Annotated in this window: 24 protein-coding genes; 11 read left to right on the plus strand and 13 right to left on the minus strand. The window is 70.6% G+C overall.

What is annotated here, in order from left to right; translation table 11 throughout:
- Nucleotides 1-64: 64 nt before the first annotated feature.
- The 3 genes from AQJ54_RS04310 to AQJ54_RS04320 all read right to left on the minus strand — a co-directional run bounded on the left by AQJ54_RS04310 (nucleotide 65) and on the right by AQJ54_RS04320 (nucleotide 2,644).
- On the minus strand, nucleotides 65-1,294 hold the full coding sequence (locus AQJ54_RS04310; RefSeq protein ID WP_062234001.1) for a sensor histidine kinase: 1,230 nt from the start codon (nucleotides 1,292-1,294) through the stop codon (nucleotides 65-67).
- Entirely contained in the window at nucleotides 1,291-2,046 is a 756-nt protein-coding gene (locus AQJ54_RS04315) for a hypothetical protein (protein ID WP_062234003.1), read from the minus strand. Before AQJ54_RS04315 ends, AQJ54_RS04310 begins: the two co-directional genes overlap by 4 nt.
- Before the next feature lie 91 nt (nucleotides 2,047-2,137).
- Nucleotides 2,138-2,644 carry a protein-tyrosine phosphatase family protein gene (locus AQJ54_RS04320; protein WP_062234005.1) on the minus strand — a complete coding sequence of 169 codons (507 nt, stop codon included), beginning with the start codon at nucleotides 2,642-2,644 and terminating at the stop codon, nucleotides 2,138-2,140.
- A gap of 140 nt (nucleotides 2,645-2,784) precedes the next feature.
- On the opposite strand from AQJ54_RS04320, the gene AQJ54_RS04325 reads away from it, so the two are divergent.
- Nucleotides 2,785-3,588 carry a nuclease-related domain-containing protein gene (locus tag AQJ54_RS04325; protein WP_062234008.1) on the plus strand — a complete coding sequence of 268 codons (804 nt, stop codon included), beginning with the start codon at nucleotides 2,785-2,787 and terminating at the stop codon, nucleotides 3,586-3,588.
- Nucleotides 3,589-3,914: 326 nt separating this feature from the next.
- Here the strand turns inward: AQJ54_RS04325 and ligD are convergent, their stop codons facing one another.
- Entirely contained in the window at nucleotides 3,915-4,796 is an 882-nt protein-coding gene (gene ligD / locus AQJ54_RS04330) for a non-homologous end-joining DNA ligase (RefSeq protein ID WP_062234009.1), read from the minus strand.
- Nucleotides 4,797-4,858: 62 nt separating this feature from the next.
- Here ligD and ku point away from each other — a divergent pair, with 62 nt between their 5' ends.
- Nucleotides 4,859-5,914 (plus strand): non-homologous end joining protein Ku, encoded by a 1,056-nt coding sequence (gene ku, locus AQJ54_RS04335; RefSeq protein ID WP_062027230.1) that lies wholly within the window; start codon nucleotides 4,859-4,861, stop codon nucleotides 5,912-5,914.
- Between the two features lie 114 nt (nucleotides 5,915-6,028).
- Here ku and AQJ54_RS04340 read toward each other — a convergent pair whose 3' ends face one another.
- From AQJ54_RS04340 to AQJ54_RS04370, 7 genes are all read right to left on the minus strand, one after another.
- Nucleotides 6,029-6,529, minus strand: a complete 501-nt coding sequence (locus AQJ54_RS04340; protein WP_062234011.1) for a peptidylprolyl isomerase — start codon at nucleotides 6,527-6,529, stop codon at nucleotides 6,029-6,031.
- Between the two features lie 69 nt (nucleotides 6,530-6,598).
- Nucleotides 6,599-7,045 carry a hypothetical protein gene (locus AQJ54_RS04345; protein ID WP_062027122.1) on the minus strand — a complete coding sequence of 149 codons (447 nt, stop codon included), beginning with the start codon at nucleotides 7,043-7,045 and terminating at the stop codon, nucleotides 6,599-6,601.
- An 8-nt stretch (nucleotides 7,046-7,053) separates the two neighbouring features.
- Nucleotides 7,054-7,563, minus strand: a complete 510-nt coding sequence (locus tag AQJ54_RS04350) for a SigE family RNA polymerase sigma factor (RefSeq protein WP_062234013.1) — start codon at nucleotides 7,561-7,563, stop codon at nucleotides 7,054-7,056.
- Between the two features lie 186 nt (nucleotides 7,564-7,749).
- Complete coding sequence (locus AQJ54_RS04355) at nucleotides 7,750-8,298, minus strand: hypothetical protein (protein ID WP_159055501.1); 549 nt, start codon at nucleotides 8,296-8,298, stop codon at nucleotides 7,750-7,752.
- Nucleotides 8,291-9,388 (minus strand): acyltransferase family protein, encoded by a 1,098-nt coding sequence (locus AQJ54_RS04360; protein WP_062234017.1) that lies wholly within the window; start codon nucleotides 9,386-9,388, stop codon nucleotides 8,291-8,293. Before AQJ54_RS04360 ends, AQJ54_RS04355 begins: the two co-directional genes overlap by 8 nt.
- A gap of 67 nt (nucleotides 9,389-9,455) precedes the next feature.
- Nucleotides 9,456-10,118, minus strand: a complete 663-nt coding sequence (locus AQJ54_RS04365; protein WP_062234018.1) for a hypothetical protein — start codon at nucleotides 10,116-10,118, stop codon at nucleotides 9,456-9,458.
- Between the two features lie 51 nt (nucleotides 10,119-10,169).
- A complete protein-coding gene (locus AQJ54_RS04370) occupies nucleotides 10,170-10,976 on the minus strand; it encodes a leucine-rich repeat domain-containing protein (RefSeq protein WP_248845296.1) in 807 nt (268 codons plus the stop codon).
- Between the two features lie 269 nt (nucleotides 10,977-11,245).
- On the opposite strand from AQJ54_RS04370, the gene AQJ54_RS04375 reads away from it, so the two are divergent.
- The 4 genes from AQJ54_RS04375 to AQJ54_RS04390 all read left to right on the plus strand — a co-directional run bounded on the left by AQJ54_RS04375 (nucleotide 11,246) and on the right by AQJ54_RS04390 (nucleotide 17,237).
- A complete protein-coding gene (locus tag AQJ54_RS04375) occupies nucleotides 11,246-11,722 on the plus strand; it encodes a hypothetical protein (RefSeq protein WP_062234021.1) in 477 nt (158 codons plus the stop codon).
- Between the two features lie 161 nt (nucleotides 11,723-11,883).
- A complete protein-coding gene (locus AQJ54_RS04380) occupies nucleotides 11,884-12,519 on the plus strand; it encodes an RNA polymerase sigma factor (protein ID WP_062234024.1) in 636 nt (211 codons plus the stop codon).
- Complete coding sequence (locus AQJ54_RS04385) at nucleotides 12,516-13,643, plus strand: CU044_5270 family protein (protein WP_062234026.1); 1,128 nt, start codon at nucleotides 12,516-12,518, stop codon at nucleotides 13,641-13,643. The genes AQJ54_RS04380 and AQJ54_RS04385 overlap by 4 nt, the downstream gene beginning before the upstream one ends.
- Nucleotides 13,644-17,237, plus strand: coding sequence for a S8 family peptidase (locus AQJ54_RS04390; RefSeq protein ID WP_062234028.1), 3,594 nt, complete (start codon nucleotides 13,644-13,646; stop codon nucleotides 17,235-17,237). It begins immediately after the preceding gene.
- A 234-nt stretch (nucleotides 17,238-17,471) separates the two neighbouring features.
- Here the strand turns inward: AQJ54_RS04390 and AQJ54_RS04395 are convergent, their stop codons facing one another.
- Nucleotides 17,472-18,287, minus strand: coding sequence for a helix-turn-helix transcriptional regulator (locus AQJ54_RS04395; protein WP_062234031.1), 816 nt, complete (start codon nucleotides 18,285-18,287; stop codon nucleotides 17,472-17,474).
- Nucleotides 18,288-18,358: 71 nt separating this feature from the next.
- Between AQJ54_RS04395 and AQJ54_RS04400 the strand changes: the two genes are divergently transcribed.
- Complete coding sequence (locus AQJ54_RS04400) at nucleotides 18,359-19,075, plus strand: SDR family oxidoreductase (protein ID WP_062234033.1); 717 nt, start codon at nucleotides 18,359-18,361, stop codon at nucleotides 19,073-19,075.
- A gap of 307 nt (nucleotides 19,076-19,382) precedes the next feature.
- Entirely contained in the window at nucleotides 19,383-20,309 is a 927-nt protein-coding gene (locus AQJ54_RS04405; RefSeq protein ID WP_062234036.1) for a phosphotransferase family protein, read from the plus strand.
- Between the two features lie 16 nt (nucleotides 20,310-20,325).
- On the opposite strand, the gene AQJ54_RS04410 is transcribed toward AQJ54_RS04405, so the two are convergent.
- Nucleotides 20,326-21,699 (minus strand): transcriptional regulator, encoded by a 1,374-nt coding sequence (locus AQJ54_RS04410; protein ID WP_062234039.1) that lies wholly within the window; start codon nucleotides 21,697-21,699, stop codon nucleotides 20,326-20,328.
- A 279-nt stretch (nucleotides 21,700-21,978) separates the two neighbouring features.
- Between AQJ54_RS04410 and AQJ54_RS04415 the strand changes: the two genes are divergently transcribed.
- The 3 genes from AQJ54_RS04415 to AQJ54_RS04425 are packed head-to-tail and all read left to right on the plus strand — an operon-like array spanning nucleotide 21,979 to nucleotide 23,174.
- Complete coding sequence (locus AQJ54_RS04415; protein ID WP_248845297.1) at nucleotides 21,979-22,539, plus strand: bifunctional DNA primase/polymerase; 561 nt, start codon at nucleotides 21,979-21,981, stop codon at nucleotides 22,537-22,539.
- A complete protein-coding gene (locus tag AQJ54_RS04420; RefSeq protein WP_062234041.1) occupies nucleotides 22,529-22,849 on the plus strand; it encodes a hypothetical protein in 321 nt (106 codons plus the stop codon). Before AQJ54_RS04415 ends, AQJ54_RS04420 begins: the two co-directional genes overlap by 11 nt.
- 4 nt (nucleotides 22,850-22,853) lie before the next feature.
- Complete coding sequence (locus AQJ54_RS04425) at nucleotides 22,854-23,174, plus strand: hypothetical protein (RefSeq protein WP_062234044.1); 321 nt, start codon at nucleotides 22,854-22,856, stop codon at nucleotides 23,172-23,174.
- Nucleotides 23,175-23,398: the final 224 nt, after the last annotated feature.

The raw sequence follows: 23,398 nt of genomic DNA on the forward strand, positions 1-23,398 counted from the left end.
CCACGTTAGGAGGCGTGCATCCGGGCCGCCTTTCCAACTGGGCCAGATGCGTTCGGACCGACGGCTACCCCAGCACCAACGTCGCCACCGCCCCACCCTCCACCGCATTGGCAAACGAGAGCCGCGCCCCCAACACCTCCGCCTGCCCCACCGCGATGGTCAACCCCAGCCCGTGCCCCCGCGCCCCGCCCTCCGTACGGAACCGCTGCGGCCCGTGCTCGACCAGGTATGCCGGAAACCCGTCCCCGTGATCCCGCACGGTCACCACGGGCCCGTCGACCGTCAGGGACACCGGCCCCCGCCCGTGCCGATGCGCATTGGCCACCAGATTCCCCAGCACCCGCTCCAACCGCCGCCGGTCCGTCTCCACGGCCACATCCCGCCGTACGACGACCTCGGTCTCCGTCCCCGACGCCCGCACCACCCGCTCGGCCAGTGCCCCGAGCGGCTCGGTGTCCAGCTCGACCGTCTCCCGGCCGGTGTCCAGCCGGGAGATCTCCAGCAGATCCTCCGTCAGCGTCCGCAACGCGCCCACCCGGTCCCGCACCAGCTCCGTGGGCCGCCCCGGCGGCAGCAACTCGGCGGCCGCGTGCAGCCCGGTCAGCGGTGTCCGCAGCTCGTGCGCCACGTCCGCGGTGAACCGCTGCTCGCTCAGCAGCTTCCCCTGGAGGGACGCCGCCATGGTGTCCAGCGCCGCGGCCACCGCGGCCACCTCGTCCTGCGGTCGCGACGCGTCCTTCGTGAGGGGGTCGTCGACCCGCGCGTCGAGGTCGCCCGCGCTGATCCGCCGGGCCACCCGGGCGGTCGTGTCCAGCCGTCTCGTCACCCGCGTCACCGCGAACGCCCCCACCAGCAGCGTCGCCGTGATCGCGAGCCCCGACGACCACAGGATCGCCCGGTCGAGCCCCGCGATCGTGCGCGCGCCCTGCGAGTAGTCGACCTCCACGGCCAGCGCCCGGCGCCCGTCCACCGGACCGGCCGCCCACATCGTGGGACGCCCGCCGTGCACGCCGACCATCGTGCCGCGGTCCCCGGCCACCGCCAGCGCCCGCAACGACCCGGGCAGGTCCGGCGGATCCACCCAGGCGTCCCACTTCAGGGTGTCCCCGGCCTCGTACGCCGCCGTCGCGTCCCGCAGCCGGCTCAGCGCCAGGCCACGGGCCTCGCCGACGGTCTGGTTGGTCACCGAGACATGCACCAGCACACCGAGCAGCGCGGCGAGGGCACAGCACATCACGGTGATGAACACGGCCGCCTTCACGGCCAGCGTGCCGGACCAGCGGGGGAGTCTCATCGCGCGCTCGCGGAGGGGACGGGTGAACGCCGTTGCCCGCTCGACGAGGGGCGGGGCGAGGGTCCGTCCGGCCCGGAGCGCAGCATCTCGTCGTGCGTCAGAAGCATCGACTTCTGCTGCGGGTCCCAGGTCCACTGGAGCCGGTACTCGTACCCGGCCACCTCGGACGGGGAACGGATGATCACGGAGTGCCCGGCCAGCTCGACCCCGCTGACGGCGTCCTCCCAGTGCATGACCCGCACGAGCCGGTGCTTCTCGACGGTGTAGACGCGCACGGCGGTGACGTTCCCGGGCAGCTGCCGGAAGCCCAGCGTGAGGTCGGCCCGCCCGTCGCCGGTGAGATCGCGGTAGTACGGCTCCAGGACGGGGCACTCCCGTCCGGCCGCCCCCTGCTTGCCGCAGTCCGCCATCCGGCGGAGCGTCTCGACGTACCCCCCACGTTCGTAGTCGGCCCGGTCCTCCTTGATCTCGGCGCGTACGACGGCGACCGGGTCCACCCGCCGGATGTCGTCGTGGGGCACGGAGATGCCCGCCACCACCTCCGACTCGACCTCCCCGACCTCGAAGGCGGGGCTGGAGGCGGGCGTCAGCTGCGGCCACAGCCGGTCCGGACTGATCGCGGTCGGCGTGGAGCCCGCCCCCACCAGGTCGCCCGCGTCACCACAGCCCGCCGCGCCCGCGAGCAGCAGGGCTGCGACGGCTGCGGTACGGGCCGTCCGGGCCGTACGGGACCTGCGGCGGGCGGGTGGCACTGTGCTCCTGGGGTCGGGGCGGGGGGATGCGTAGGCCTGACCACCTTATTCGTGTGGAAGTCCTTTTTGCGTTCCGCTGGTCCGGGCGGCCCTACTCGGTCAGCTCCTCCAGCAGCCGGGCCGTCGACAGCCCGGCCTGGAGGTACTCGACGAACAGGTCGTTGTGCAGCGCCCACGGCGAGCGCCGGCCGCGGATCAGCCGGATCGCCTCGTCGACCGTCCGCCCCCGGCGGACCAGGGCGTGCGCGACGACCAGTCCCGAGCGGTTGTAGCCGTGGTAACAGCGGACGAGGACCTTGCGGCCCTCGTCCAGTGCGTCGTTCGCGGCCTGCGCCAGCCGCATCACGCCCGCGAGCTGGGTGCCGTCCAGCGGGCCGTCCGGGATCGGCCACACGTGGTGCTCCACACCGGGATCGGGACCGTGCCCCGGCAGCCTGAGCAGGGTCTGCACGACATCGAACTCGTCCCGTACGACGGCGAACTCCCGTTGTCCGGACAGGCCCTGGAACTCGTGACCGCCCATCCACAGCCCGGGCACGATCTCGTTCCACGCCCGCTCCGGAGCCGGTACGTCGGGTTGCTTCCTGCGGGTCCGCAACAGCGCCTCCCCAAGCCCCTGCGCCAAGCCCTGCACCTCACGGCGACTTACTGCGACTCACTGTGACTCACCCCAAAGGTAACCGGCTTCTTGCCTGCGCAGCACCCCGCCTGTTCCCATGGTCCGTGGGGTGATGGTGCATGAGCGGACTGCGCGTCGTACCGACCTGGCGCCATGGTCAGGAGCGGCTCTACGTCTGCCTCACGGACGGCAGGAACATCGCCTGGTACGACCGTGAGGCCGCCCGGATCAACCTGCTGAGCGAGGACCGCAGAGAGGATGTCCTGGACGCCCTCGGGCCCTTCCTCACCGGCCCGGTGGCTGTGGGCCCGCCCCCGGTGCCGACGCCGGCGGAACTGGCCCGGCTGACCCTCCACCCGGACGACGACCTGGCCCCGAACCGTCCCGGCGAGGCACTCCAGATCGCCCTGGACCGCGAGCCGGGGCCTGCGCACCGGTTCCGCCGCGATGCCCGCCGACGCGCCCTGGAGGCCGAACAGACGGTGGGCGAGGCGCTGGACCGCCTCGACGGGGCGGGCTGGCACACCCTGCACTCCGTCCCGCTGCCGGGCGGCGACCGCGTCCACCACCTGGTGATCGGCCCCGGCGGTCTCTACGCCGTCCACGCGCTGTACGCCCGCAAGCAGCGGGTCACGATCGCCGACCCGATGGTCACCCTGGGCCGCCGGGACCCGCACCCCCTGCTCCACCGAGTCCGAGCCGACGCCGCCCGCGCCTCCTACGCCCTGACGGCCGAGGTCTACCCGGTCCTGGCCCTGGTGTCCCCCTCGGTCATCACCCTCCCCCTCCCACTCCGAAACCTCCACATCACCACGGACACGGACCTGCCGGACCTGTCCCGGGAGGGCGGAGTCCTGAAACCGGCAGACGTGGAGGCGCTGCACGCGCTGGCCAGGGACCGGCGGACGTGGGAGAGGGTCTGAGGGGCGGTCGGGTGACTCCGGGGGGCGGGTGCGGTTTTTGGGGGTGCGCAGGGGGCCGGCTCAACGTGACCTGGGGCGGCTAGGCGTGGGTCTGGGGCTCGGGGTTTGCGGCTGACCATGAAGCAGGCGCCCCCTGCAACCCCCTAGGGGCGCGGGGAACGGCGCGACAAGCCACAACGCACCCGCACCCGCCGAACAACCGAACCCGGCACCCCCATAGGCGCCCGGCCCAAGCCCAGCGCAGCGGGGGCGCGGGGAACTGCGCGACCAGCCACAACGCACCCGCACCCGCCTACGAACCGCCCCCGGCACCCCCGTAGGCACACTCACGGCAGCCGAGAACCCGACCCACCCCCCACCAACGGAGCCAACAGGTCGCCGTACTCCTGCAACCGAGCCACCACGTCCTCCGCCTCGAACGCCAGCATCCCAGGCCCCCCACACCCCTCGACCTCCCCCCAGGTCACCGGCGCCGACACCCACGGCCGCTCCCGAGCCCGCAACGTGTACGGAGCAGCCGTCGTCTTCCGCGCAGCGTTCTGGCTCCAGTCCACAAAAACCTTCCCCGGCCGCAGACTCCGCGTCATCCGATGCAGAGCCAGCCCCGGCAGAGCCCCCTCCGCCTCCACGGCCAGCCGCTTCGCGTACTCCGACACCTGATCGGACGACGCCCCCCGCACCGCCGCCAGCAGATGCAGCCCCTTGGACCCCGCGGTCTTCGGATACGCCTCGATCCCGTCGGAAGCCAACCGCTCCCGAAGCCACAGCGCGACCTCACAGCACTCCACGATCGTCGCCGGTGCCCCCGGATCGAGGTCGAGGACCAGCCGGTCGGCCTCCTCCGGCGAGTCGGCCAGCCACTGGTGGGTGTGGAACTCCGTGACCAGGTTCGCCGCCCACATCAGGCTCGCCAGATCCTGGACCAGCACCATCCGGGCCGGCCCCTCGGACCGCGGCACCTCGGCCGTGGTGACCCAGTCGGGCGTACCCGGAGGGACGTTCTTGGTGAAGAACACCTGTCCCTCGGGCCCGTCCGGATAGCGCAGGAAGGAGACCGCGCGGCCCCGCAGATGGGGGAGGAGGACGTCGGCGGTGGTGGCGTAGTAGTGGAGCAGCTCGCCCTTGGTGAAGCCGGTGGCCGGATACAGCACCTTCTCCAGATTGCTGAGCGCGAGCCGTCGCCCCTCCACCTCGGTGATCGGCGTCATACGATGAGAATCTAACGCAAAACGGCATAAAACGCCCCGATGCCCCAGGAAGGGTGCTGCTGGTGAGATCCATATGGAACGGCGCCATCTCGTTCGGCCTGGTCAGCATCCCGATCAAGCTGGTCAACGCCACCGAGAGCCACTCGATCTCCTTCCGCCAGATCCACACCGAGGACGGCGGCCGGGTCCGCTACCGCAAGGTCTGCGAGCTGGAGGACCGCGAGATCACCCAGTCGGAGATCGGCAAGGGCTACGAGGACGCCGACGGCACGATCATCCCGATCACCGACGAGGACCTGGCCCACCTGCCGCTCCCGACGGCGAAGACCATCGAGATCGTCGCCTTCGTGCCGGCCGACCGGATCGACCCGCTCCAGATGGACGCCGCGTACTACCTCCAGGCGGGCGGCGCCCCCGCGGCGAAGCCGTACACCCTCCTGAGGGAGGCGCTCAAGCGCAGCAACAAGGTCGCCATCGCCAAGTTCGCGCTGCGCGGCCGGGAACGGCTGGGGATGCTGCGGGTGGTGGAGGACGCCATCGCCCTGCACGGACTGCTGTGGCCGGACGAGGTCCGCGCACCCGAGGGGCTCGCCCCCGACACCAAGGTCACCGTCAGCGACAAGGAACTCGACCTGGCCGACGCCCTGATGGACACCCTCGGCGAGATCGACCTGGACGACCTGCACGACGAGTACCGCGAGGCCCTGGAGGAGGTCGTCGCCGCGAAGGCCGCGGGGGAGGCCCCGCCGGAGAGCCCGGAACCGGCCCGCAGCGGCAAGGTGCTCGACCTCATGGCCGCACTGGAGAAGAGCGTGCGGGAGGCGAAGGAGTCGCGGGGCGAGGAGCCGGGCGAGGTCAGACAGCTGCCGCAGCGGAAGTCGGCACGGGCGGCGCCGAAGCAGACCGGCGGCAAGAAGTCGACGACGAAGGCCGCCCCGGCGAAGAAGACGGCCGCGGCCAAGAAGTCGACGGCGAAGACGGCGGCGAAATCGACGGCCAGGTCGTCACAGGGGACGAAGAAGACGGCGTCGGCGTCGGCATCTGCGTCCGCGAAGAAGGCGACGAGCGCCAAGAAGACGGCGGCGAAGAAGACGACCGCCCGGAAACGGTCCGCGTGACCTGCGCGGTGGTGACCCGCGCGGTCGTGGTACGCGCGGTCGTGGTACGCGCGGTCGTGACCTGCGCGGTGCCGGTGCCCCGGCGCCGCGCAGGTCAGCCTCGAAAGAACTCGGTCAGTCGACGACCTTCGCGGACTCGATGACCACCGGCTCCGTCGGCACGTCACCGTGACCGCGGCTGCTGCCGGTCCGTACGCCCTTGATCTGGTCGACGACGTCCTGGCCCTCGACGACCTTGCCGAACACGGTGTAACCCCAGCCGTTCGGGCTCTTGGCCGTGAAGTTGAGGAACTCGTTGTCCGAGACGTTGATGAAGAACTGGGCGGTCGCCGAGTGCGGGTCGCTGGTGCGCGCCATCGCCACGGTGTACGCGGTGTTCTTCAGACCGTTGTCGGCCTCGTTCGGGACCGGCGCGAGCGTGGGCTTCTGCACCATGTCGGCGGTGAAGCCACCGCCCTGGACCATGAAGCCGTTGATCACCCGGTGGAAGATCGTGCCGTCGTAGTGCCCGTTGCCGACGTACGTCAGGAAGTTCTCGACCGTCTTGGGCGCCTCGGCGTCGGCCAGCTCGAGGACGATACGGCCGAAGTTGGTGGTCAGCTCGACCCTGGACATGGGAATCGTCCCTTTCTGGTGGGGCATGACCGAAGCATCTTGTCACACGGCCCTGCGGTGCCGCCGACGTCAGGGAACGCTCCCGCTCGGGGCGAGGGCCGACGGCGTCGGAACGGCCGTCTGCTTGGAGGGGACGGTCGACGGCCGCGGCGCCACCGGACCGGCGGTGCCGGTGGGGGAACCGCTCGCGGAATCGCTCGGGGACGTGCTCGGAGAACCGCTCGGGCGACCGCTCGACGGGGCCATCGGCACCGAGGAGCGGTCGGGCCCCGCACCGCCGGGCAACGCGGCCACGACCCCCGCCGCGAGAACGGCCGCCACCAGGACTCCCGCGGCGCCCGAGACCGCCGTACGACGACGTCGGATCCGTCGGCCGCCGACGACCGCCGCGTCGGTCACGCTGGGAAAGACCGGCTCCCGCGAACCGTCGAGGATGACCTCGAAGGCGCCGCGCACGGAACCGCCCTCCTCCTCGTACCGGCCGCGCTGTCCGTGCTCGCCGTACCCGTCGGACATCTCCCCCCTCACCTCCCGCTCGTCTCGCCGGCCAGGCCCTCGACCAGCCCGCGCAGCCGGACCAGCCCGCGCGCGCTCTGGCTCTTGACCGTGCCCGGGGTCACCCGCAGCGCCTCGGCGGTCTGCTCCACGCTCCAGTCCTCCCAGAACCGCAGTACCAGCACCGCCCGGTAGCGGGGCGGCAGTTCCATCAGCGCGGCCTGCATCACCAGCCGCAGCTCCGGAGTCACCGGCTCGACGGAGGCGGGCTCGGGCACCTCGTCCACCGGCTCCTCCCGCCAACTCCGCTTGCGGTACTGGTCGATGAAGGCGCGGGTCAGGATCGTACGGGCGTACGCCTCGACATTGCCGTCACGGCGGACCCGGCCCCAGGAGGCGTAGAGCTTCATCAGGGTCGTCTGGGTCAGGTCCTGGGCCTGGTGCCAGTCCCCGCACAGCAGATACGCGCTGCGCCTGAGCTGCCCCTGCCTGGCCTCGGCGAACTCCCGGAACTCCCGCTCCCGGACTGCTTCCCGCACCCGCCGCCCCTCCGCCGTACCGATCGCACCTGTCCTTCAGAGGTACGGCGAAGGGCTCGGCGGGGTTGCACGGTCAGGCAGGAAATGTTTCCGGGCCGAGGCGTGCAACCCGTCCCGGGCGGTGCCCCGTACTCCTCTCACGCAACCGACCCGACCTGATCACCGAGGAGTTCTCCTGATGAACCGTCATGCGGTCCGACCCACGCGCCGTCTCTTGATATCCGTCGTCGCGGGAGGTGCCGTGGCCGTGGCGGGCTGGGCAGCCGTCGCGGGCGCGGCGACGGGCTCACCCAAGACGAAGCCGACGGCTGTGCCGTCCGCGGCGCCGTCCAAGGCACCTTCGGCGGTGCCGTCGCCCGTGCCGTCGGTGGCACCCTCCACGGTGCCGTCGCCCGTGCCGTCACCCGTGGCGACCAAGAGGCCGTCCCGGCCGAGTCCGGTGCCGTCGGTCCCGGCGACCGTGCCGAGTCCGGTGCCGTCCGTCCCCGGGACCGCGCCGAGTCCGGTGCCGTCCGTCCCCGGGACCGCGCCGAGTCCGGTGCCGTCCGTTCCGGGGACCGCGCCGAGCCCCGTGCCGACGGTGGTGCCGAGCCAGCGGCCCTCGACGGTCCCGAGCCCGGTCCCCGCCGTCACCAAGAGGCCGTCGAAGTAGCCCGCGGAGGGGCGAGCGCCCAGGGCCGGTCGGCGACAGGACGGGACACCTTCCTCGCCGACCGGCCGACTCCCCTCAACCACGCGCCGGCTGCACCGTCGCCTCCCGCCGGAAGGCCCACCGCAGCTCCGGCTCCACGACGTACCGGAGGGCCCGCCGGACGGGCGGAGCGCACAGCACCGTCACGACGGCGCCGGCGACGAGGGCGACCAGGACCATACCGAGCGGCCGGTGCACCCAGGCGGGCCCGTACCAGCCCCAGAAGCGGGCGCCCTGGACGAGGAAGCCGTGCAGGAGATAGCCGTAGAGCGTGCCGGCGCCCAGCACGGTGAACCAGGTCCGCCGCCCCGGCACCAGCGCGAGGAAGCACGCCACCAGGACCAGCGAACAGCCGAAGGTGACCAGCGTCATCACCGGCCCCGACCAGGCGGGCCCGCCCAACTCCTGGGCGCTGTCCCGGTGGTAGAACCAGGCCCCGCTCATCCGCTGCACGGCCCAGTACGCCAGGGCGAGCGCGACGACGAAGACGGGCCCGGCGGCGATCCGTACGGCCCGTCGCCGGACCAGCTGGAAGTGCTCGGGCCGGAGGCAGAGCCCCAGCACGAAGTAGGGGAGGAACTGAAGAACCCGCTGGAGGTCGAGGTCGTCACCGATGGAGGGCGTGAGGGTGGCGAGCATGGCCACGGCGAGCGCGACCGCCACCGGCTGCCGCACCCGCTGCCACAGCGGAGTGGTCAGCCGCCACACGAACAGGGCCACGAGGAACCACGTCAGATACAGCGGGTCCAACAGGCTGACGGGCCGCTCCGGATCCTGATCGGTCCACCGGGTGAACAAGGTGTAGGCCGTCTCGAACACGACGTACGGCACGACAAGCCCACCCACCAGCCGCCGCAACCGCCCGGGACTGGCGTCGAAGTTCCGCGAGAAGTACCCGGACACGACGATGAATGCCGGCATGTGGAAGGCGTACACCAGCAAGTACAGCGCGGAGACCGCCCGGCTCCCGTCCCGCAACGGCTCCCACGCGTGCCCCACGGCGACCAGCACGATCGCCAGATACTTGACGTTGTCGAAGAAGGCGTCCCGCCCGTCCTCGGAACGCTTCACCGCAGGTCTGTGCCGGGACTCCGCTGTGCCCGTTGACTCGGCTGTGCCCGTTCGCTCACGCATCCTGGCCGCCTCACCGCCCACGACGGATCCCAAACGTAGAAAATCCGTTCCCCCGCGCCTCAGCCCCTTACCTCATCGGATACCCGCTCTGCGCAATGTCGTCCGCGAGGTCTGCCAGGCCGATGTCCGGGTTCAACGCGCGGACCACGTCCTCGGTCAGCGGCCGCAAGGACATCACATGCCGAACCGCGTCCAGGTCGACCGGAACCTCGTAGTAGTCCTCGGCCCACTCCTGAAACGCCTCGGGGGACCGGTCCACCAGCAGCTGGAAGAGATAGTCGGCACCGTCCGGGTCGTCCGTCTGCCCATCGGGGAAGTCGATGGCCCCCGTCCGCCAGCCGTCGTCCCCCACCTCACGCCAGATGCACGCGGTGACGCGCGGCATGCCGTCGTCGCAGAACGCGGGCTCCTCGACGCACGCTTTGAAGACCTCGGGGACCTCGTCGAGCACACCGGGCCAGGGCCCGTCTTCCGCGTAGGGGCTCATGGGCGACTCATGGTCGAACCCCCGGACGAAGACTCCGGCGGCGGAGAAGACGACGGAGTACTCGTCCCCGGATCCGTTCCGCATGGAGGTCAGCGCCTCGCCCTCGGACCAGTGCGCGTCGAAGGAGTGGTACCGATCTCCCCACTCGGGACTCAGCGCGGCCTCCAGCATGGCCAACGCACGGCAGTGCTCACGGAGGACGGCGATCTCGGGCAGCTTCCGGGCAACATCATGAACAGTCACCCCTCCATCGAAGCGCACACCACTGACAACGGGGGGCCGACGGTGGACTGGTCAGCTCGGCGGGGGCTGTTCGATCGCGCCTCCGCGATGAGGTGTGGGGAGGTGGCCCTTCGCCCCGGCGGGCAGGGCGTCCAGGCAGGCCGGGGAGCAGGCGTTGACCAGGAGCGGCAGCACGTCGGTCGCCACCGTCCGGGAGAGCCATGCCTGGTGCGGGCCCGTCACCGGGACCGGCCCGTCGCAGACACTGCACGTGCGGGCGGCCGTGGTGCCCCAGCGGGCGGGATCCAGATTTCCGAGGTCCCTTTCGATGTCCGGGACCGTGTCGCCGGGCGGGAGGAGCCGCGGGAACGGCGGCCGGTACTTGTAGTTGCCGTAGATCGAGCGCGTACTCACCGTGCTGCGCACCAGCCGAGCGCACCGCGTGATTTCGTACGGGAACCAGTGGAGCCGTCTGGAGGTGTAGGGGTCGAACTCCTCCAGGTTCGTCATGCCGCCGATCTCCGGAGGTATCCGCACCAGGTTGCTTCCGTACAGGACCAGGCTCCGCACCGCCGTCAGCCGCCCGATCGACGCCGGGAGCGTCACGATCTGCCGCCGCTCCTCGGGGCTCAACTCCGGCAGCGGACGAAACTCCTCCCGCCCGTCGGCCACCGCCGCGTCGATCATCTCGAGCAGCTTGAGCCAGCCCGGGGCGGTGGTGTCCTGCCCATCGGCGTGGAAGGACGTCGTAGCACCGGGCGGACTCCCATGCACCTGGCTGAAACAGTCGCAGTCGTCCTGCGGCACCCCAGGCCGAGAGTCCACCGCCTCGGGAAACCGGTTCGGGAAGAGCCGCGGGGGTGACTGTTCGTCTGCCATGGAGCAACGATAGGGAGACGGCGTCCGGCGGCGCAGCCGTGTTCGGGCACCCGCCGAACGGGTCCGGACCAGGTGTCCGGGTGTCTGCGTGAAGTCGAGAACCATTTGCCACGCCCGATCGGTGTCCAAGGCGAAGTCACCGGTGAACATGGCGAGTTAGTCCAGGGCCGGCACTTCGACCTCGGCTTCCGCGGGCACGTGCCGTCGCCGCTCACACCACGCTCAAGCGAGCCGCAACGAGACCCTCGCGAAAATCGAGGCGTGGCACGATGACCGCCATGTCAGGTCAGGTCTGGGTGTCCCTCATATCCCTGGGCGGCGTTGTCCTCGGCGGCTCGTTGTCCTACCTCGTCCAGCACAGGACCCAACTCTCGGCGGAACGCGCCGAACAACAACGGCAGCAGATCGCCTTGTCGGAGGCCCGGCGCGGCGAACGGCTGGCGCTGCTGGAGCGGTTCATCGAGGTCGGGGCGGAGGCCGAACGCTCCGCCTTCAGCCGGCCGTCCGACTGGGATGACACCGACGCCTGGTTCCTCACGACCCGGGACGTCATGAACAGGCTGTGGGTCGCGGAACGGCTCATCCGCATCCAGTTCCCCCTGCCCGTGCACGACGCGGCACGCGCGTACTTCCTCGACCTCAACCGGACGGTGTGGGAAGGCTTGCCCGACGGCGAGAGCGTGCGCGACTACCTGGAGGCCAACCGGCTGGCGTTCCTGGACGCGGCCCGCGCGGTCATGGGGTAGCGGACGGCCGACCTCGAGGATCGGTCACGGGACAGCCGTCACGGACTGCCGCGGCTGCCATGCCCACCGAGTCCTCGTAAGGGCACCGCCCCGGAGGGACCTGTGCGACGGCTGTGACGTGTCTCACCGGAACTCGCCCTCCCCGTACGTCAGTTCAAGACGTGACCACAGATATGCGAACCCGGATACGGGCCGGGGATCCGGACGCCTTCGCGGAACTCTTCGACGCGTGCGCCCGCTCGGTGTACAACCACGCCTTCCGGCTGACCGCCGACTGGTCGCTGGCCGAGGACGTGATGGCGACGACCTTCATGGAGGCGTGGCGGCGCCGGACCTCCGTCGAGGCCGAAGGCGCCTCGCTCCGGCCGTGGCTGCTGGGCATCGCCACCAACGTCGCCCGCTCCCACCACCGCAGCAACCGCCGCTACCGCAACGCCGCGGCCGCCGCGCACGCCGCCGAGGAACGGGTCGAGGACCACGCCGAGGAGACCGCCGGACGCCTGGACGACCGGCGCCGCATCAACGCCACCCTCGCCGCCCTCAGCCTGCTCAAGCGCCCCGAACGCGAGGTCCTGACGCTGTGCCTGTGGGAGGGGATGGAGTACGCCGAGGCAGCCCGAGCCCTCGGCATCCCGGTCGGCACCGTCCGCTCCCGCCTCTCCCGCGCCCGCGCCAAGCTGCGCAAACTCACCGACGCACAGCTGCTCGAAGAAAAACGGGAACCCACCCGCACGAACCGGCAGATAACAGGAGATCGCGGATACGCGGTCCGGTCCGCACAGGAAGGAAACCGATGAACGCCAGCCCCTCCCACCGGCCCCACCCGGCCGAGTGGACGGAGACGCAGAGTCTGCTGCCCTCCGCCGAGCGGGATCTGCCGGCGGGCCGCCACCAGTTCCACAAGGAGCAGATGATGGCCCGGATCCACGAAGACCTCCGCACCCCCTCCCGTACCTCCTCCCGTACCTCCTCCCGCACGTCCTCCCGTACGTCCTCCCGTACGTCCGCCACCTCTCCGGTCGCGCCCGTGAAGCGCTCCAACCCGTTCCTGCGCCGTACGATCCTCCTCCCCGCCGCGGCCCTCGCGCTGGCCGGCGCGGTCGCGGGCGGCCTCGCCCTCACCGACGGCGGAACTCAGGACGACACGACCGCCCTGGCCACCGGCCCCGCACTCACCACCCGGATCGGCACCGCCGACGCCAAGGGCGCCCCCCAGCTCCTCGACCGCATCTCCCTGGCCGCCGCCGACACCTCCGCGCCCACCCCGCACAAGGGTCAGTACATCTACATCGCCTCGAAGGTGGCCGACACCTACATCAAGACCGTCGGCGGCAAGAGCGAGGCGGTCAGCAACGAGCTGCACTCCCGCCAGGTCTGGAACTCCCTCGACGGCAGGGACGGTTGGCTGATCGAGGCCGGCGAGACCAGCGACAAGGGCATCACCCTGAAGAGCAACGTCCCGTTCAGCGGTGCCTACAACGCCCTGGCCGGGCTGCCGACCGACCCCGCGGCGCTGCTGCGGAAGATCTACCAGGAGTCGGACGCCGTCCGGGACCCCGAAGTCCCGCGCGACCAGGCCGCCTTCGTCGCGATCGGCGATCTGCTGTTCGAGAGCTACCCGCCCGCCGAGGTCGGCGCTGCCCTCTACAAGGCCGCGGCCAAGATCCCCGGCGTCGTCGCGGTGGATGACGCGGTCGACGCGACGGGCCGGCACGGGGTCGCGATCGCGCGCGAGAGCGACGGCGAGCGCACCGAGTGGATCTTCGACAAGAAGACCCTGCGCTTCCTCGGCGAGCGCGTCGTGGTGGTCAAGGCCAAGGCGGGCGACCTCCTCAAGGTCGGTACCGTCACGCACACCAGCGCGATCACCGAGCGCGCGGTCGTCGACGCCAACAAGCAGTTCCCCGGGCAGGTGAGCTGAATGCGCGACAGAACCACGAGCGCCTCGCTGGCCGCCCTGCTGGTGGCGGGGCTGATGGCGGGCGTCTCGGTCGCGGCCACGGGCTCCGGCCTCGGCGTACGGACGGAGGACACCGCCACGGTCGCGGCGCCGGGCGGTTCCGGCCTCGGCGCGCGGACCACCGGCTCCGCCTCCGCGGCCGGCGGCCGATACGTCACCCTCCTCACCGGCGACCGGGTCCGGCTGGACGCCCGGGGCCGGGTGACGGGCGTACGGCAGGCACCGGGCCGTGAACACATCCCGGTGTCCGTACGCGGCGTCGGGGGCGATCAGTACGCCGTTCCCGCCGACGCCGCCGCCCTGATCGGCCAAGGCGTCCTGGACATACGGCTGTTCGACGTCAGCGGCCTGATACGCGCCGGCTACGACGACACCCGGCGCGGCACGCTCCCGCTGATCGTGTCGTACGAGGGCAAGTCCGCACAGCGACGGAGCACCCAGAAGTCACTGGTCGCGGACGCCGACGCCACCGTGCGCCGGGAGCTGCCCAGTGTGGCGGGCGCCGCCATCACCGTGCCGAAGGCCGGCGCCGACGACATGTGGAAGGCCCTCACCGAGGAGCAGGGAATCGCGCGGGTCTGGCTGGACGGCCGGTTCAAGGCACCGGCGGACGAAGACGGCGCGAAGACCGGGGAGGCCGCGAAGATCGGGGAGGTCGCGAAGGCCGGGGAGGCCGCCAAGACCGGGGAGGCCGCGAAGGCCGGGCAGGCCGCGAAGACCAGGGAGGCCGCGAAGGCGGGGGAGGCGGCCACGACCGAGGAGGCAGGCAGCGGCGTCGCACAGATCGGCGCCCCCGCCGCCTGGGCCGCCGGATACGACGGCAAGGGCGTCAAGGTAGCCGTCCTGGACACCGGCATCGACACCACCCACCCGGACCTCGCCTCGGCAGTGAAGGCGTCGAAGAACTTCACCGGCACCGACAGCACCGACGACATGGCCGGCCACGGCACCCATGTGGCCGCGACGCTGGCGGGCTCCGGCGAACGGTCCGGCGGCCGGTACAAGGGCGTCGCGCCCGGTGCCGAGATCCTCAACGCGAAGGTGCTGGACGACAACGGCGAGGGCAGCGACTCGGGCGTCATCGCCGGCCTGGAGTGGGCCGCCGGGCAGGGCGCCAAGGTGGCCAACCTCAGCCTGGGCCAGGCCGACACCCCGGGGGAGGACCCGGTCGAGGCGGCGGTGAACGCCCTCTCGAAGAGCACCGGCATGCTCACCGTCGCCGCGGCCGGCAACGAGGGCCCCGACGCCGGCACCGTCGACTCCCCGGGGGCCGCGGAGTCGGCGCTCACCGTGGGCGCCGTCGACGGCGAGGACCGGCTCGCCGACTTCTCCAGCACCGGCCCCACCGCCGACAACGCACTGAAACCGGACCTCACGGCGCCGGGCGTGGACATCGTCTCGGCGAGGGCGGCGCACGGCCACATGGGCGACCCGGCTGCCGACGGCTATGTCTCCATGTCCGGTACGTCGATGGCGACTCCGCATGCCGCGGGGGCGGCCGCGATCCTCGCCCAGCAGCACCCCGACTGGACCGGCGCACGCATCAAGCAGGCGCTCACCGCGTCCACCACCCCGACCACCGGCGCGACGGTTTACCAGCAGGGGACGGGCCGCGTCGACGTGTCCCGGGCCCTGAAGGGGACGGTGGCGAGCGAACAGACCTCCGTGTCCTTCGGCAAGCAGCTCTGGCCCCACACCGACGACCGCCCGCTCACCCGGCACATCACCTACCGCAACGACGGCGACCACCCCGTCACCCTGGACCTGACGGCCGGCGCGACCGGCCCCGGAGGCAGCACGGCCCCCGAAGGCATGTTCACGCTGAGCACCACACAGCTCACCGTCCCGGCGGGCGGCACCGCCGGCGTCGACCTCACCACGGACACCCGCGTCGAGGCGGCGGACGGCACCTACTCGGGCACGCTCGTCGCCACCGAGAGGAACGGCGCCGACCCCACGCCCGCCGACCTCACGACTGCCCGCCCCACGCCCGCCGACCCCACGACTGCCCGCCCCGCGACCGCCGACCCCACGGCCGTACGGACCGCCTTCGGCGTCGTACGCGAGGCCGAAGCACACGACCTCACCCTGAAGTTCCTCGACCGCGCCGGCAAGCCCGTGAGCGCGCCGCTGACCGAGATCCTCGCCTACTCGGGCACGTACTGGACCACGAACCTCAGGGACGCCGAGCAGATCTCCAAAGGCGTGTACCGGGTACGGGTCCCGCGCGGCGACTACGTCGTGGACACCGTGCTGGAGGACGCCGAGGGCACCTCCGCGCTGGTCCGGCCCCGGCTCTCCCTCACCAGGGACACCACGGTCGTCTTCGACGCGCGCAAGGCGAAGCCGGTCGGGATCACCGCGCCGCAGGGCGCGAAGATGTCCGACGGCCAGCTCAACCTGGCCGTGGGCACCGGGAACACCGGGGCCACCGGGGACCGCGGGGGCGATGCGCACAACAGCACCCTGTTCTGGGGGACGTTCAAGAACCTGCGCACCGCGTCCCTGGGACCGAACGCCGCGGCCGGGAGGCTCAGCACGCAGCTCGGCGGCCTGTGGCAGAAGGGCAGCACCACCTACCACCTGCTCCACAACCTGCCCGACCGCTTCCCCACCGGCTACCGGCACACCACACGCATGAACGAACTGGCCCTGCTGAAGCGGAACTTCGGCTCGTCCGCCGCACACCGCAAGGGCATCGTCAACGTCCTGTGGAGCGGCCCCACGCTGTCGCTGGGCACGGTGAGCGACCCCTTCCCGCTGCCGACGACCGCGAAGATCTACGTCACCACGCCCAAGGGCTTCAAGTGGACGGCCAACCTGGGCCAGCGCAACGTCTCCGGAGACGACGACATCTTCTACGGCACGGAGAGCGCGAGGTCGTACCAGGCGGTCCGGACCTACGCGGCGACGTACAACGTCGGTGTCTTCAGCCCGATCACCGGCGGCCCGTACGGAGCACGGCGCGACGGCGACACGCTGGACCTGTGCGTCCCGGACCTCGCCGACGGGGCCGGACACCCCGCCTCCTCCACAGCGAAACGCCACACCAAGGTGACCGCGGACGGCAGCACCCTGCTCGACAACGACGGCGACCTCTGCCAGACCGTGGAGAAGCTCCCGTCCGCCCAGTCCCGCTACACGATCCGCACGACCCTGACCCGCCCGCCAGGCGTGGCCACGACCACGAGCCGCCTGACAGCGGCCTGGACCTTCAAGTCCAGCCCCTCCGACGCCGGTTCCCTCCCCCTCTCCACGGTCCGCTTCCACCCGAAGCTGACCTCGACCGGCACGGCCCCCGCAGGCCGCCGCACCACGATCCCCCTCTCCCTCCAGGGCCCGGCGGCCACAGCCCTGAAATCCCTGACGGTGAAGGTCTCTTACGACGCCGGCAAGACCTGGTCCCCCGCCCCGGTGACCACGACCCACGGCAAAAGAACCCTCACCCTGACCCACCCGCACAACGCCAGCTCGGTCTCCCTCAAATCCACCCTGACCGACACCACGGGCAACACCTACACGGTGACGATCCTGAAGGCATACCTCCTGACCTGACGGATTCCAGACACTCCACGACGCAGTCACGTGCCTGAAGCGGCCAAGGGCCAGCCATGGAGAAAACCCCCTCCTGAGCTGGCCCTTCCGCCTGCACCCCGTCAGCATCCGCGTGCCGGTCCGCGCCACAAGGCCCGGCACGTCCGTCGGCCGTAGTTCTCCCGCTCGCAGAGCACCAGGCGGCCGCCAAACGCCGTAGGTCGGCGGCACCCTGGCCTCTGCCAGTCCGAAATTTCAAGTCACCGGCCCGGCCAGCCTGTGCAGGGTCCGAGCGGCAGGTGATCCGGGATCGGCCGTGATCAGGACGACTTCCTGGTCGTCCTCGGGCACGAGCAGGACGTCACAGTTCAACCGCAGCGGGCCGGTCTCCGGGTGATCGAGGATCTTGGTGCGGTGCCCGGGGGCGTGGACCGGACGCGTCTGCCATATCTGCCGGAACTCCTCGCTGCCGGCGCGCAGTTCGGCCAGCAGAGCGGTCAACTGCGGGTCGTGCGGGTAGCGGTCGGCGGCCCGTCGCAGCCGCGCCACGACAATGTGCCCGAACTCCTCGGCGCTGGAACTCTCGTACGTCCGCCCCTGCCCAAGGAAGCGTCGCCGGGCCAGGTTCGCCCTCCCGCCTCCGAGATCGCCGCCGAGCAGGGCCTGGGCCAGGGGGTTCCAGGCGACGACGCCGTACGCCGCGTCGGTGACGACGGCACCGGTCTCCGGCAACCGCTCCAGCATCCGGGCCACATGCGGGCGAACCCGCCGCACGGCGCTGATGCCGGGCGGAACGCTCGATCCCGCCAGGCGGAACAGGTGGCTGCGCTCGGCGGGCGTGAGCCTTAGTGCCTGGGACAACGCGTCCAGGATCCGGATGGACGGCCGCGGGCCTCGGGCCTGCTCCAGCCGCGTGTAGTAGTCGACCGACATGTGGGCGAGCTCCGCCACCTCTTCGCGGCGCAGCCCCGGTGTCCGACGATCGGTACCCGTGGCGGCCAGGCCGATCTCATGGGGACGCAGCCCCGCCCGCCGCTCCCGCAGAAAGCGGGCCAGCTCGTGCCGTGCCATGCCGCTGCCTCCCACTGCCTGGTACAGGTTGTCCCTGGCAGGGCGCCCCCAGCCAGGGAACCGTAGGTGCCATGAACGATCGCACAGCTCTGGTCACCGGTGCCAACAAGGGCATCGGCAAGCACATCGCCCGGCTCCTGGCCGCGGAGGGCCTGACCGTGTACGTGGGCTCACGGGACCGCGGGCTAGGACAGCGAGCCGTCGAGGAGATCGGCGAAGGCGCCCGCCTGCTGGTCCTCGACGTGACAGACCCTGACGTCATCGCACAGGCAGCAACTCAACTGGACCGCCTCGACATCCTGGTCAACAACGCCGGGATCTCACCCACACTCGCCCCGCCGGCCGACACGAGCGTCGAGGAGTTCCGGCGCACATTCGAGACCAACGTCTTCGGGGTGGTGGCGGTGACCAACGCCTTCCTGCCCGCCCTGCGCCGGTCCCCGCATCCACGCATCGTCAACATCTCCAGCGGCACCGCATCGCTGACCTGGAGCACGAACCCCAACCCCCAGTTCACCCCGGGAAGCGGTGGAGCAGCCGCCTACCGCTCCTCCAAGGCCGCCCTCAACGCCCTGACGGTCCTCTACGCCCAGACGCTGGCCGAGCACGGCTTCAAGGTCAACGCGCTAGCCCCCGGCATCCGAGCCACCGACCTCAACCCCCTCGCCACCGCGGCAGGCAACGACCCAGCCGAGGCCGCCCAGGCAGCCACCCGCCTGGCCCTACTCCCCGACGACGCCCCCACAGCCGGCTTCTTCTCCTGGGACGGAACACCGGTCCCTTGGTGACCGACGCTGACCCGCCCGCCCTCAACGCGTACCCACAGCGGCGATCCTCCTCGGGCGGCCGTACATACGCGAAGACCCCGGCCTCAGCGTTTCCGCTGGTGACGGGGTCTTTGGGCACCGTATGAAGGGTGCCCCCGGCAGGATTCGAACCTGCGCACACGGCTCCGGAGCCCATCAGAGACCGTTGCCCTGTTGGGGTGTTGACCTGCGGGGGAGTGGTGGCCGCGGCCGCTGCCGACGAAGACCATTACGCCCCTATTACGTGGGTGGCCTGTCGGGCGGTCGATGCGGCCCGTATGGTCGAAGCATGATCTCGGGCAGCAACGAGGGACCGGACGGCGGCGCGGAGTTCACAGCAGAGGGCCTGGAGCCTGTTCTCCAGGAAGCATGCGCGACGGCCGGACTCGACTCCCACGGCGCACAGTTGCTGCGGCTCGGTTCGAACGCGGTCTACCGCCTGGCGTCCTTACCGGTCATCGTCCGCATCGCGCGTGATCGGGCGGTGCTCGCCGAGATGGAGCGGGCCGTGAATGTGGCCCGGTGGCTTGAGACGCAGGACTTCCCGGCCATGCGTGTGCCGGCGTCGGTGGCCCAACCGCTCGTCGTCCGCGACTTCGTGGTGACCTTCTGGGAGAGCGTCCAGGAGAACGAGGAGTACGCCACGGTCGGGGAACTCGCCGATCTTCTCCGTCGGTTGCACTGGCTTGAAGAACCCGAGTCTCTGCGTCTGCCGTACTTCGACCCTCTTGCCAAGGTGGCGGCGTCCCTCGAAGGGCTGGACGGCATTGCAGCGGAGGACCGGACGTTTCTGGAGGAGCGAGCATCGAGCCTCGGCAAGGACTACGACCGGCTGGACTTCGTCCTTCCCTTCGGCATGATCCACGGGGATGCCAGCATCGGGAACATCCTGCGCCATCGGGACGGGCACGCGGTGCTCATCGACCTGGACGGCTTCGCTCTGGCACCACGCGAGTGGGACCTAGTCCAGACGGCGATGTTCTATGAGCGGTATGCGTGGCACCGCAAGGCGGAGTACGCGGAGTTCGTGCACCGATACGGCTTCGACGTGATGAACTGGCCCGGGTACGAGACCCTGGCGGACTTGCGTGAACTGATGATGGTGGCCTGGCTTGGGCATCAGGTCACGAGCAGCGACCGGGCCGCTGCCGAGTTCGCTCGGCGAGTGGGGTCCCTTCGCACTGGTGAGGGCCGAGACCAATGGGGCCCGTTTTGACCGAGACGTTGGCGCGTCAGGAATCGGCCTGACCGCCAGCGGCAAGCCACAGTCGGTGGTCTCTGACCTGATCGGTGAAGCTCTGTACGTCCCTGTTGCTACCGACGCCTGCAAGGTTCTGTCGGAACTCGGCAAGGTAGCTGATACAGCGAGCCGACTTGAGCTGCTCACCCAGGTCGAGCGCATCGAGGGCGACACGGCAGGCCTCCTCGACGTCGCCGGCGCGTAGGTGGGCGTCCGCCAGCACCATGGTCGCGAAGAAGTCGCTCCGTACGTGGCTGCCGCTCATGGCGTTCTCGGCGTGGGCGACGGCCTTTCGAGCGCTGTTGACGTCGCGGAAGCAGTGGGCGGCCTCGGCGGCAAGTTCAGCCTCGTCGAAGTAGATGATCCATTCAGGCTCGTCGTCGCTGTTCCGGCTCTCCAGCGCCTTCGTGGCTGCGGTCAGAGCGGCTTCGCAGGCCCTTACATCGCCGGTGCGGGCCAGCGCGCGGGCCTCCATGGCGTGGAACTGGGCGCGGAGTGTGGGCGTGGCCACGGGGGAGATGCCCATGAGCGCCGCGCGGGCGAGCGTCGCGGCCTGCGTGTAGCGACCGAGGAACGTCGCCTGGTGGCTCATGGCGGACAGGATGCTTCCGGCGAGCCGGCGGTCGTTGGCGTCCTGGGCCAGTCGGAGGGCCTGGAGGAAGTACCGCTGTGCCAAGCCGTGACGGCAAGCGTCGTACGACATCCAACCGGCCAGTAGGGTCGCCTCTGCCACGGTGGAGAACAGGGCTCGCCCAACCTGCTCGGTGTACTGCCCGCGTAGGAGCGGCGTCACTTCTGTGCTGAGGTACTGCACGGCTGCGTGTCGAGCGTGGTCGCCCCCGAACCGGTCGTCTAACTCGGCGAACATGTCCGCCGTGGTCTTGACGGCGGCGACGTCTCCGAAACCGACGCGCATTCCGTCTCGACGTTGCCGAGGAATGGCCGGCTCGGGTGCGACCAGCCACCGGAGCGAGGCTTCGTTCCACGCGGGCTCTGAGGGTTCGGCCTGTAGCAGGGGCTCATACCGGTTGAGATCAGCGCGCCACAGCTGACCGACGGTATCGATCGCGCCTTCGGGGCTCGTCGGATAGCTGGCGTCCAAGAGCCCGGTGTCCCGCTCGCCCTCGTGGTTCAGCCCCAGCTCGGCGGCGCTGAGGTCGTACGCCTCGCACAGCAGCGGACCGTAGAAGTCGTCCGGCGCGCTGTGGCCGTTCTCCCAACTGGCGATACGACGCTTCACGCTGGCGTCTGACGGGAGTTGGTGGCCGCGGCGGAGCGCAACCTGACGCAGCTCGCGTACCAACCTCGGCTGACTCCAGCCCCGGCCCGTACGGGCTTGCCGTAAGCGAACGCTGATCGGCTCCAGCGAAGACGTGACCGTTCCCTCCCCACCTGATCACGGGTGCGACTTCTGGGGCGCACGACTCTTTGGCTTCACGATCGAATGTACGCGCAGTTCTTTGCCGCGCGCTGCAAGTAACCGTAGATCGAGGGTTGTTGATCGGTGACGGGGGATGACGCGTCCACGCCTGACCCGTCATGCCCCGTCACCTCTCGTCATCTGCCCTGGCCAGGGTGGTGACGCCGAGCCTGGACCCAGGGCGGCATTGCGGCCGCAACCGAGTCTCGACCGAGGTGAGTTGACGTGCAGAGGATGACCAGAAGGGGCATCGAGTGGCTGTCGGCAGCAGCGGACAACCCCGCTGAGTGCCAGCAGATTTGGGCGGACGATCCCCGGATGCCCTGCCTGCTACCGACCGGCCGCTACTTCGACGTGCTGAGCGTGGAACAGCGCCTCGGGATGGAGATGTATGACCGCCTTCTTCGGAGCGCGATGCCGTTCGGACCGACGGTCGTCGACCGCAAGGCACAGCGAGTCGGGTTCTTCCTCTGCTCGCGGAGCCGCGAGACTTTCACGCACTACCTCGAACGCGAAACGTCGTCGCCACCGCCGTACCGGTACCTGAGCCACGACTGTGCCGTCGTCGTACCGGGCCCCATCCCGCTGTCCGATGACCGCTATCAGTGGCTCCGCGCACCAACCCGCCGACCGGAAGCCAACCCGCTACGCCCCGTCGCTCTCGCCACCGCGCTCGTCGCCTCCGCGGAACTCCTGGCAAGGATCGACCGCTTCGACGAGCAGTACCCGACGCCGTACGCGGCGGTCGCCGCGCTTCCCGAGGAGACGAGCACGGATGCCGACTGAGCCGACCGACGGGCGTGACGCTGCTGCGTGGTCGCCTCTCGACAGTGACGGTTGGTACGCGGCCCGAAACGCGACCACCGCACTGCGAGACGTCCTCGTTCGCGCCGGCCTGGAGAAAGACTTCCCCTACCTGCGCGCGGACTTGAACGCCTTCGGGCACGGCCTCGTCGAACTGGGGCGAGTGTCTCCCGCCACGGCCGAGCGCGTTGCAGAACTCCTGCGCCTGGCACTCGCGAGCGGCTTCGGCCGAGACCGTAACGACGACGGTGATGAACCGACCGTCGCCGAAGAACATCAGGGAAGGGCCTGACATCATGACCGACCGGCGCGGAGTAGTGGCCAAGCGAGCGGAGAACCTGTCGCCGAGCGTGCCCTACGTACGCGGCTGGAACCGGGCACGGCAAAGCGCTGGCGCATTGGCTGATCAGCTCGTGCTGCTCGCGCTGGACTCCGACTTCCCCGGCCTGGTTGCCGACGTCAACGTTTTCGGTGACGGGCTGGTGCAGCTCGGGGCCGTTCGTCCTGAGGCGGCTGAGCTGCTGGCGAGTCTGATTGCGGCTGGTCTGAACGCGGAGTCAGGAGAGGCGATGGCAGGCATGCCTCTGCTCCCTCCTCGGGAAACGCCTGCGGCTTGAACCGCCCGTCGGCAGTTGGTTGCCCTGCCGCTCGGCCGGGACCGGCGCCCCAGCGCCGCAGCCCGGACGAACGGCAGGCCGACACCCTCGGTTAAGAATCACCCCATCCTGTGGTACGGCTACCCCTGGGCGGAATTGCGAATGGGCGGGTGGCGCTGACCTGGGGCTTCTTTAGCGGCGGGGGCGGCTCGTCTGTCACTGTCGGTCGCCATTGGTCGGCCTCG

This window comes from Streptomyces griseorubiginosus (genome assembly GCF_001514195.1).
Lineage (GTDB): Bacteria > Actinomycetota > Actinomycetes > Streptomycetales > Streptomycetaceae > Streptomyces > Streptomyces griseorubiginosus.

Excerpts from the sequence above, each read along its gene's own strand:
- AQJ54_RS04310 (WP_062234001.1), bottom strand. The coding sequence starts at position 1,294 with ATGAGACTCCCCCGCTGGTCCGGCACGCTGGCCGTGAAGGCGGCCGTG.
- AQJ54_RS04325 (WP_062234008.1), top strand. The coding sequence starts at position 2,785 with ATGAGCGGACTGCGCGTCGTACCGACCTGGCGCCATGGTCAGGAGCGG.
- ligD (WP_062234009.1), bottom strand. The coding sequence starts at position 4,796 with ATGACGCCGATCACCGAGGTGGAGGGGCGACGGCTCGCGCTCAGCAAT.
- AQJ54_RS04340 (WP_062234011.1), bottom strand. The coding sequence starts at position 6,529 with ATGTCCAGGGTCGAGCTGACCACCAACTTCGGCCGTATCGTCCTCGAG.
- AQJ54_RS04345 (WP_062027122.1), bottom strand. The coding sequence starts at position 7,045 with ATGTCCGACGGGTACGGCGAGCACGGACAGCGCGGCCGGTACGAGGAG.
- AQJ54_RS04360 (WP_062234017.1), bottom strand. The coding sequence starts at position 9,388 with ATGCGTGAGCGAACGGGCACAGCCGAGTCAACGGGCACAGCGGAGTCC.
- AQJ54_RS04370 (WP_248845296.1), bottom strand. The coding sequence starts at position 10,976 with ATGGCAGACGAACAGTCACCCCCGCGGCTCTTCCCGAACCGGTTTCCC.
- AQJ54_RS04375 (WP_062234021.1), top strand. The coding sequence starts at position 11,246 with ATGACCGCCATGTCAGGTCAGGTCTGGGTGTCCCTCATATCCCTGGGC.
- AQJ54_RS04385 (WP_062234026.1), top strand. The coding sequence starts at position 12,516 with ATGAACGCCAGCCCCTCCCACCGGCCCCACCCGGCCGAGTGGACGGAG.
- AQJ54_RS04390 (WP_062234028.1), top strand. The coding sequence starts at position 13,644 with ATGCGCGACAGAACCACGAGCGCCTCGCTGGCCGCCCTGCTGGTGGCG.
- AQJ54_RS04395 (WP_062234031.1), bottom strand. The coding sequence starts at position 18,287 with ATGGCACGGCACGAGCTGGCCCGCTTTCTGCGGGAGCGGCGGGCGGGG.
- AQJ54_RS04400 (WP_062234033.1), top strand. The coding sequence starts at position 18,359 with ATGAACGATCGCACAGCTCTGGTCACCGGTGCCAACAAGGGCATCGGC.
- AQJ54_RS04405 (WP_062234036.1), top strand. The coding sequence starts at position 19,383 with ATGATCTCGGGCAGCAACGAGGGACCGGACGGCGGCGCGGAGTTCACA.
- AQJ54_RS04420 (WP_062234041.1), top strand. The coding sequence starts at position 22,529 with ATGCCGACTGAGCCGACCGACGGGCGTGACGCTGCTGCGTGGTCGCCT.
- AQJ54_RS04425 (WP_062234044.1), top strand. The coding sequence starts at position 22,854 with ATGACCGACCGGCGCGGAGTAGTGGCCAAGCGAGCGGAGAACCTGTCG.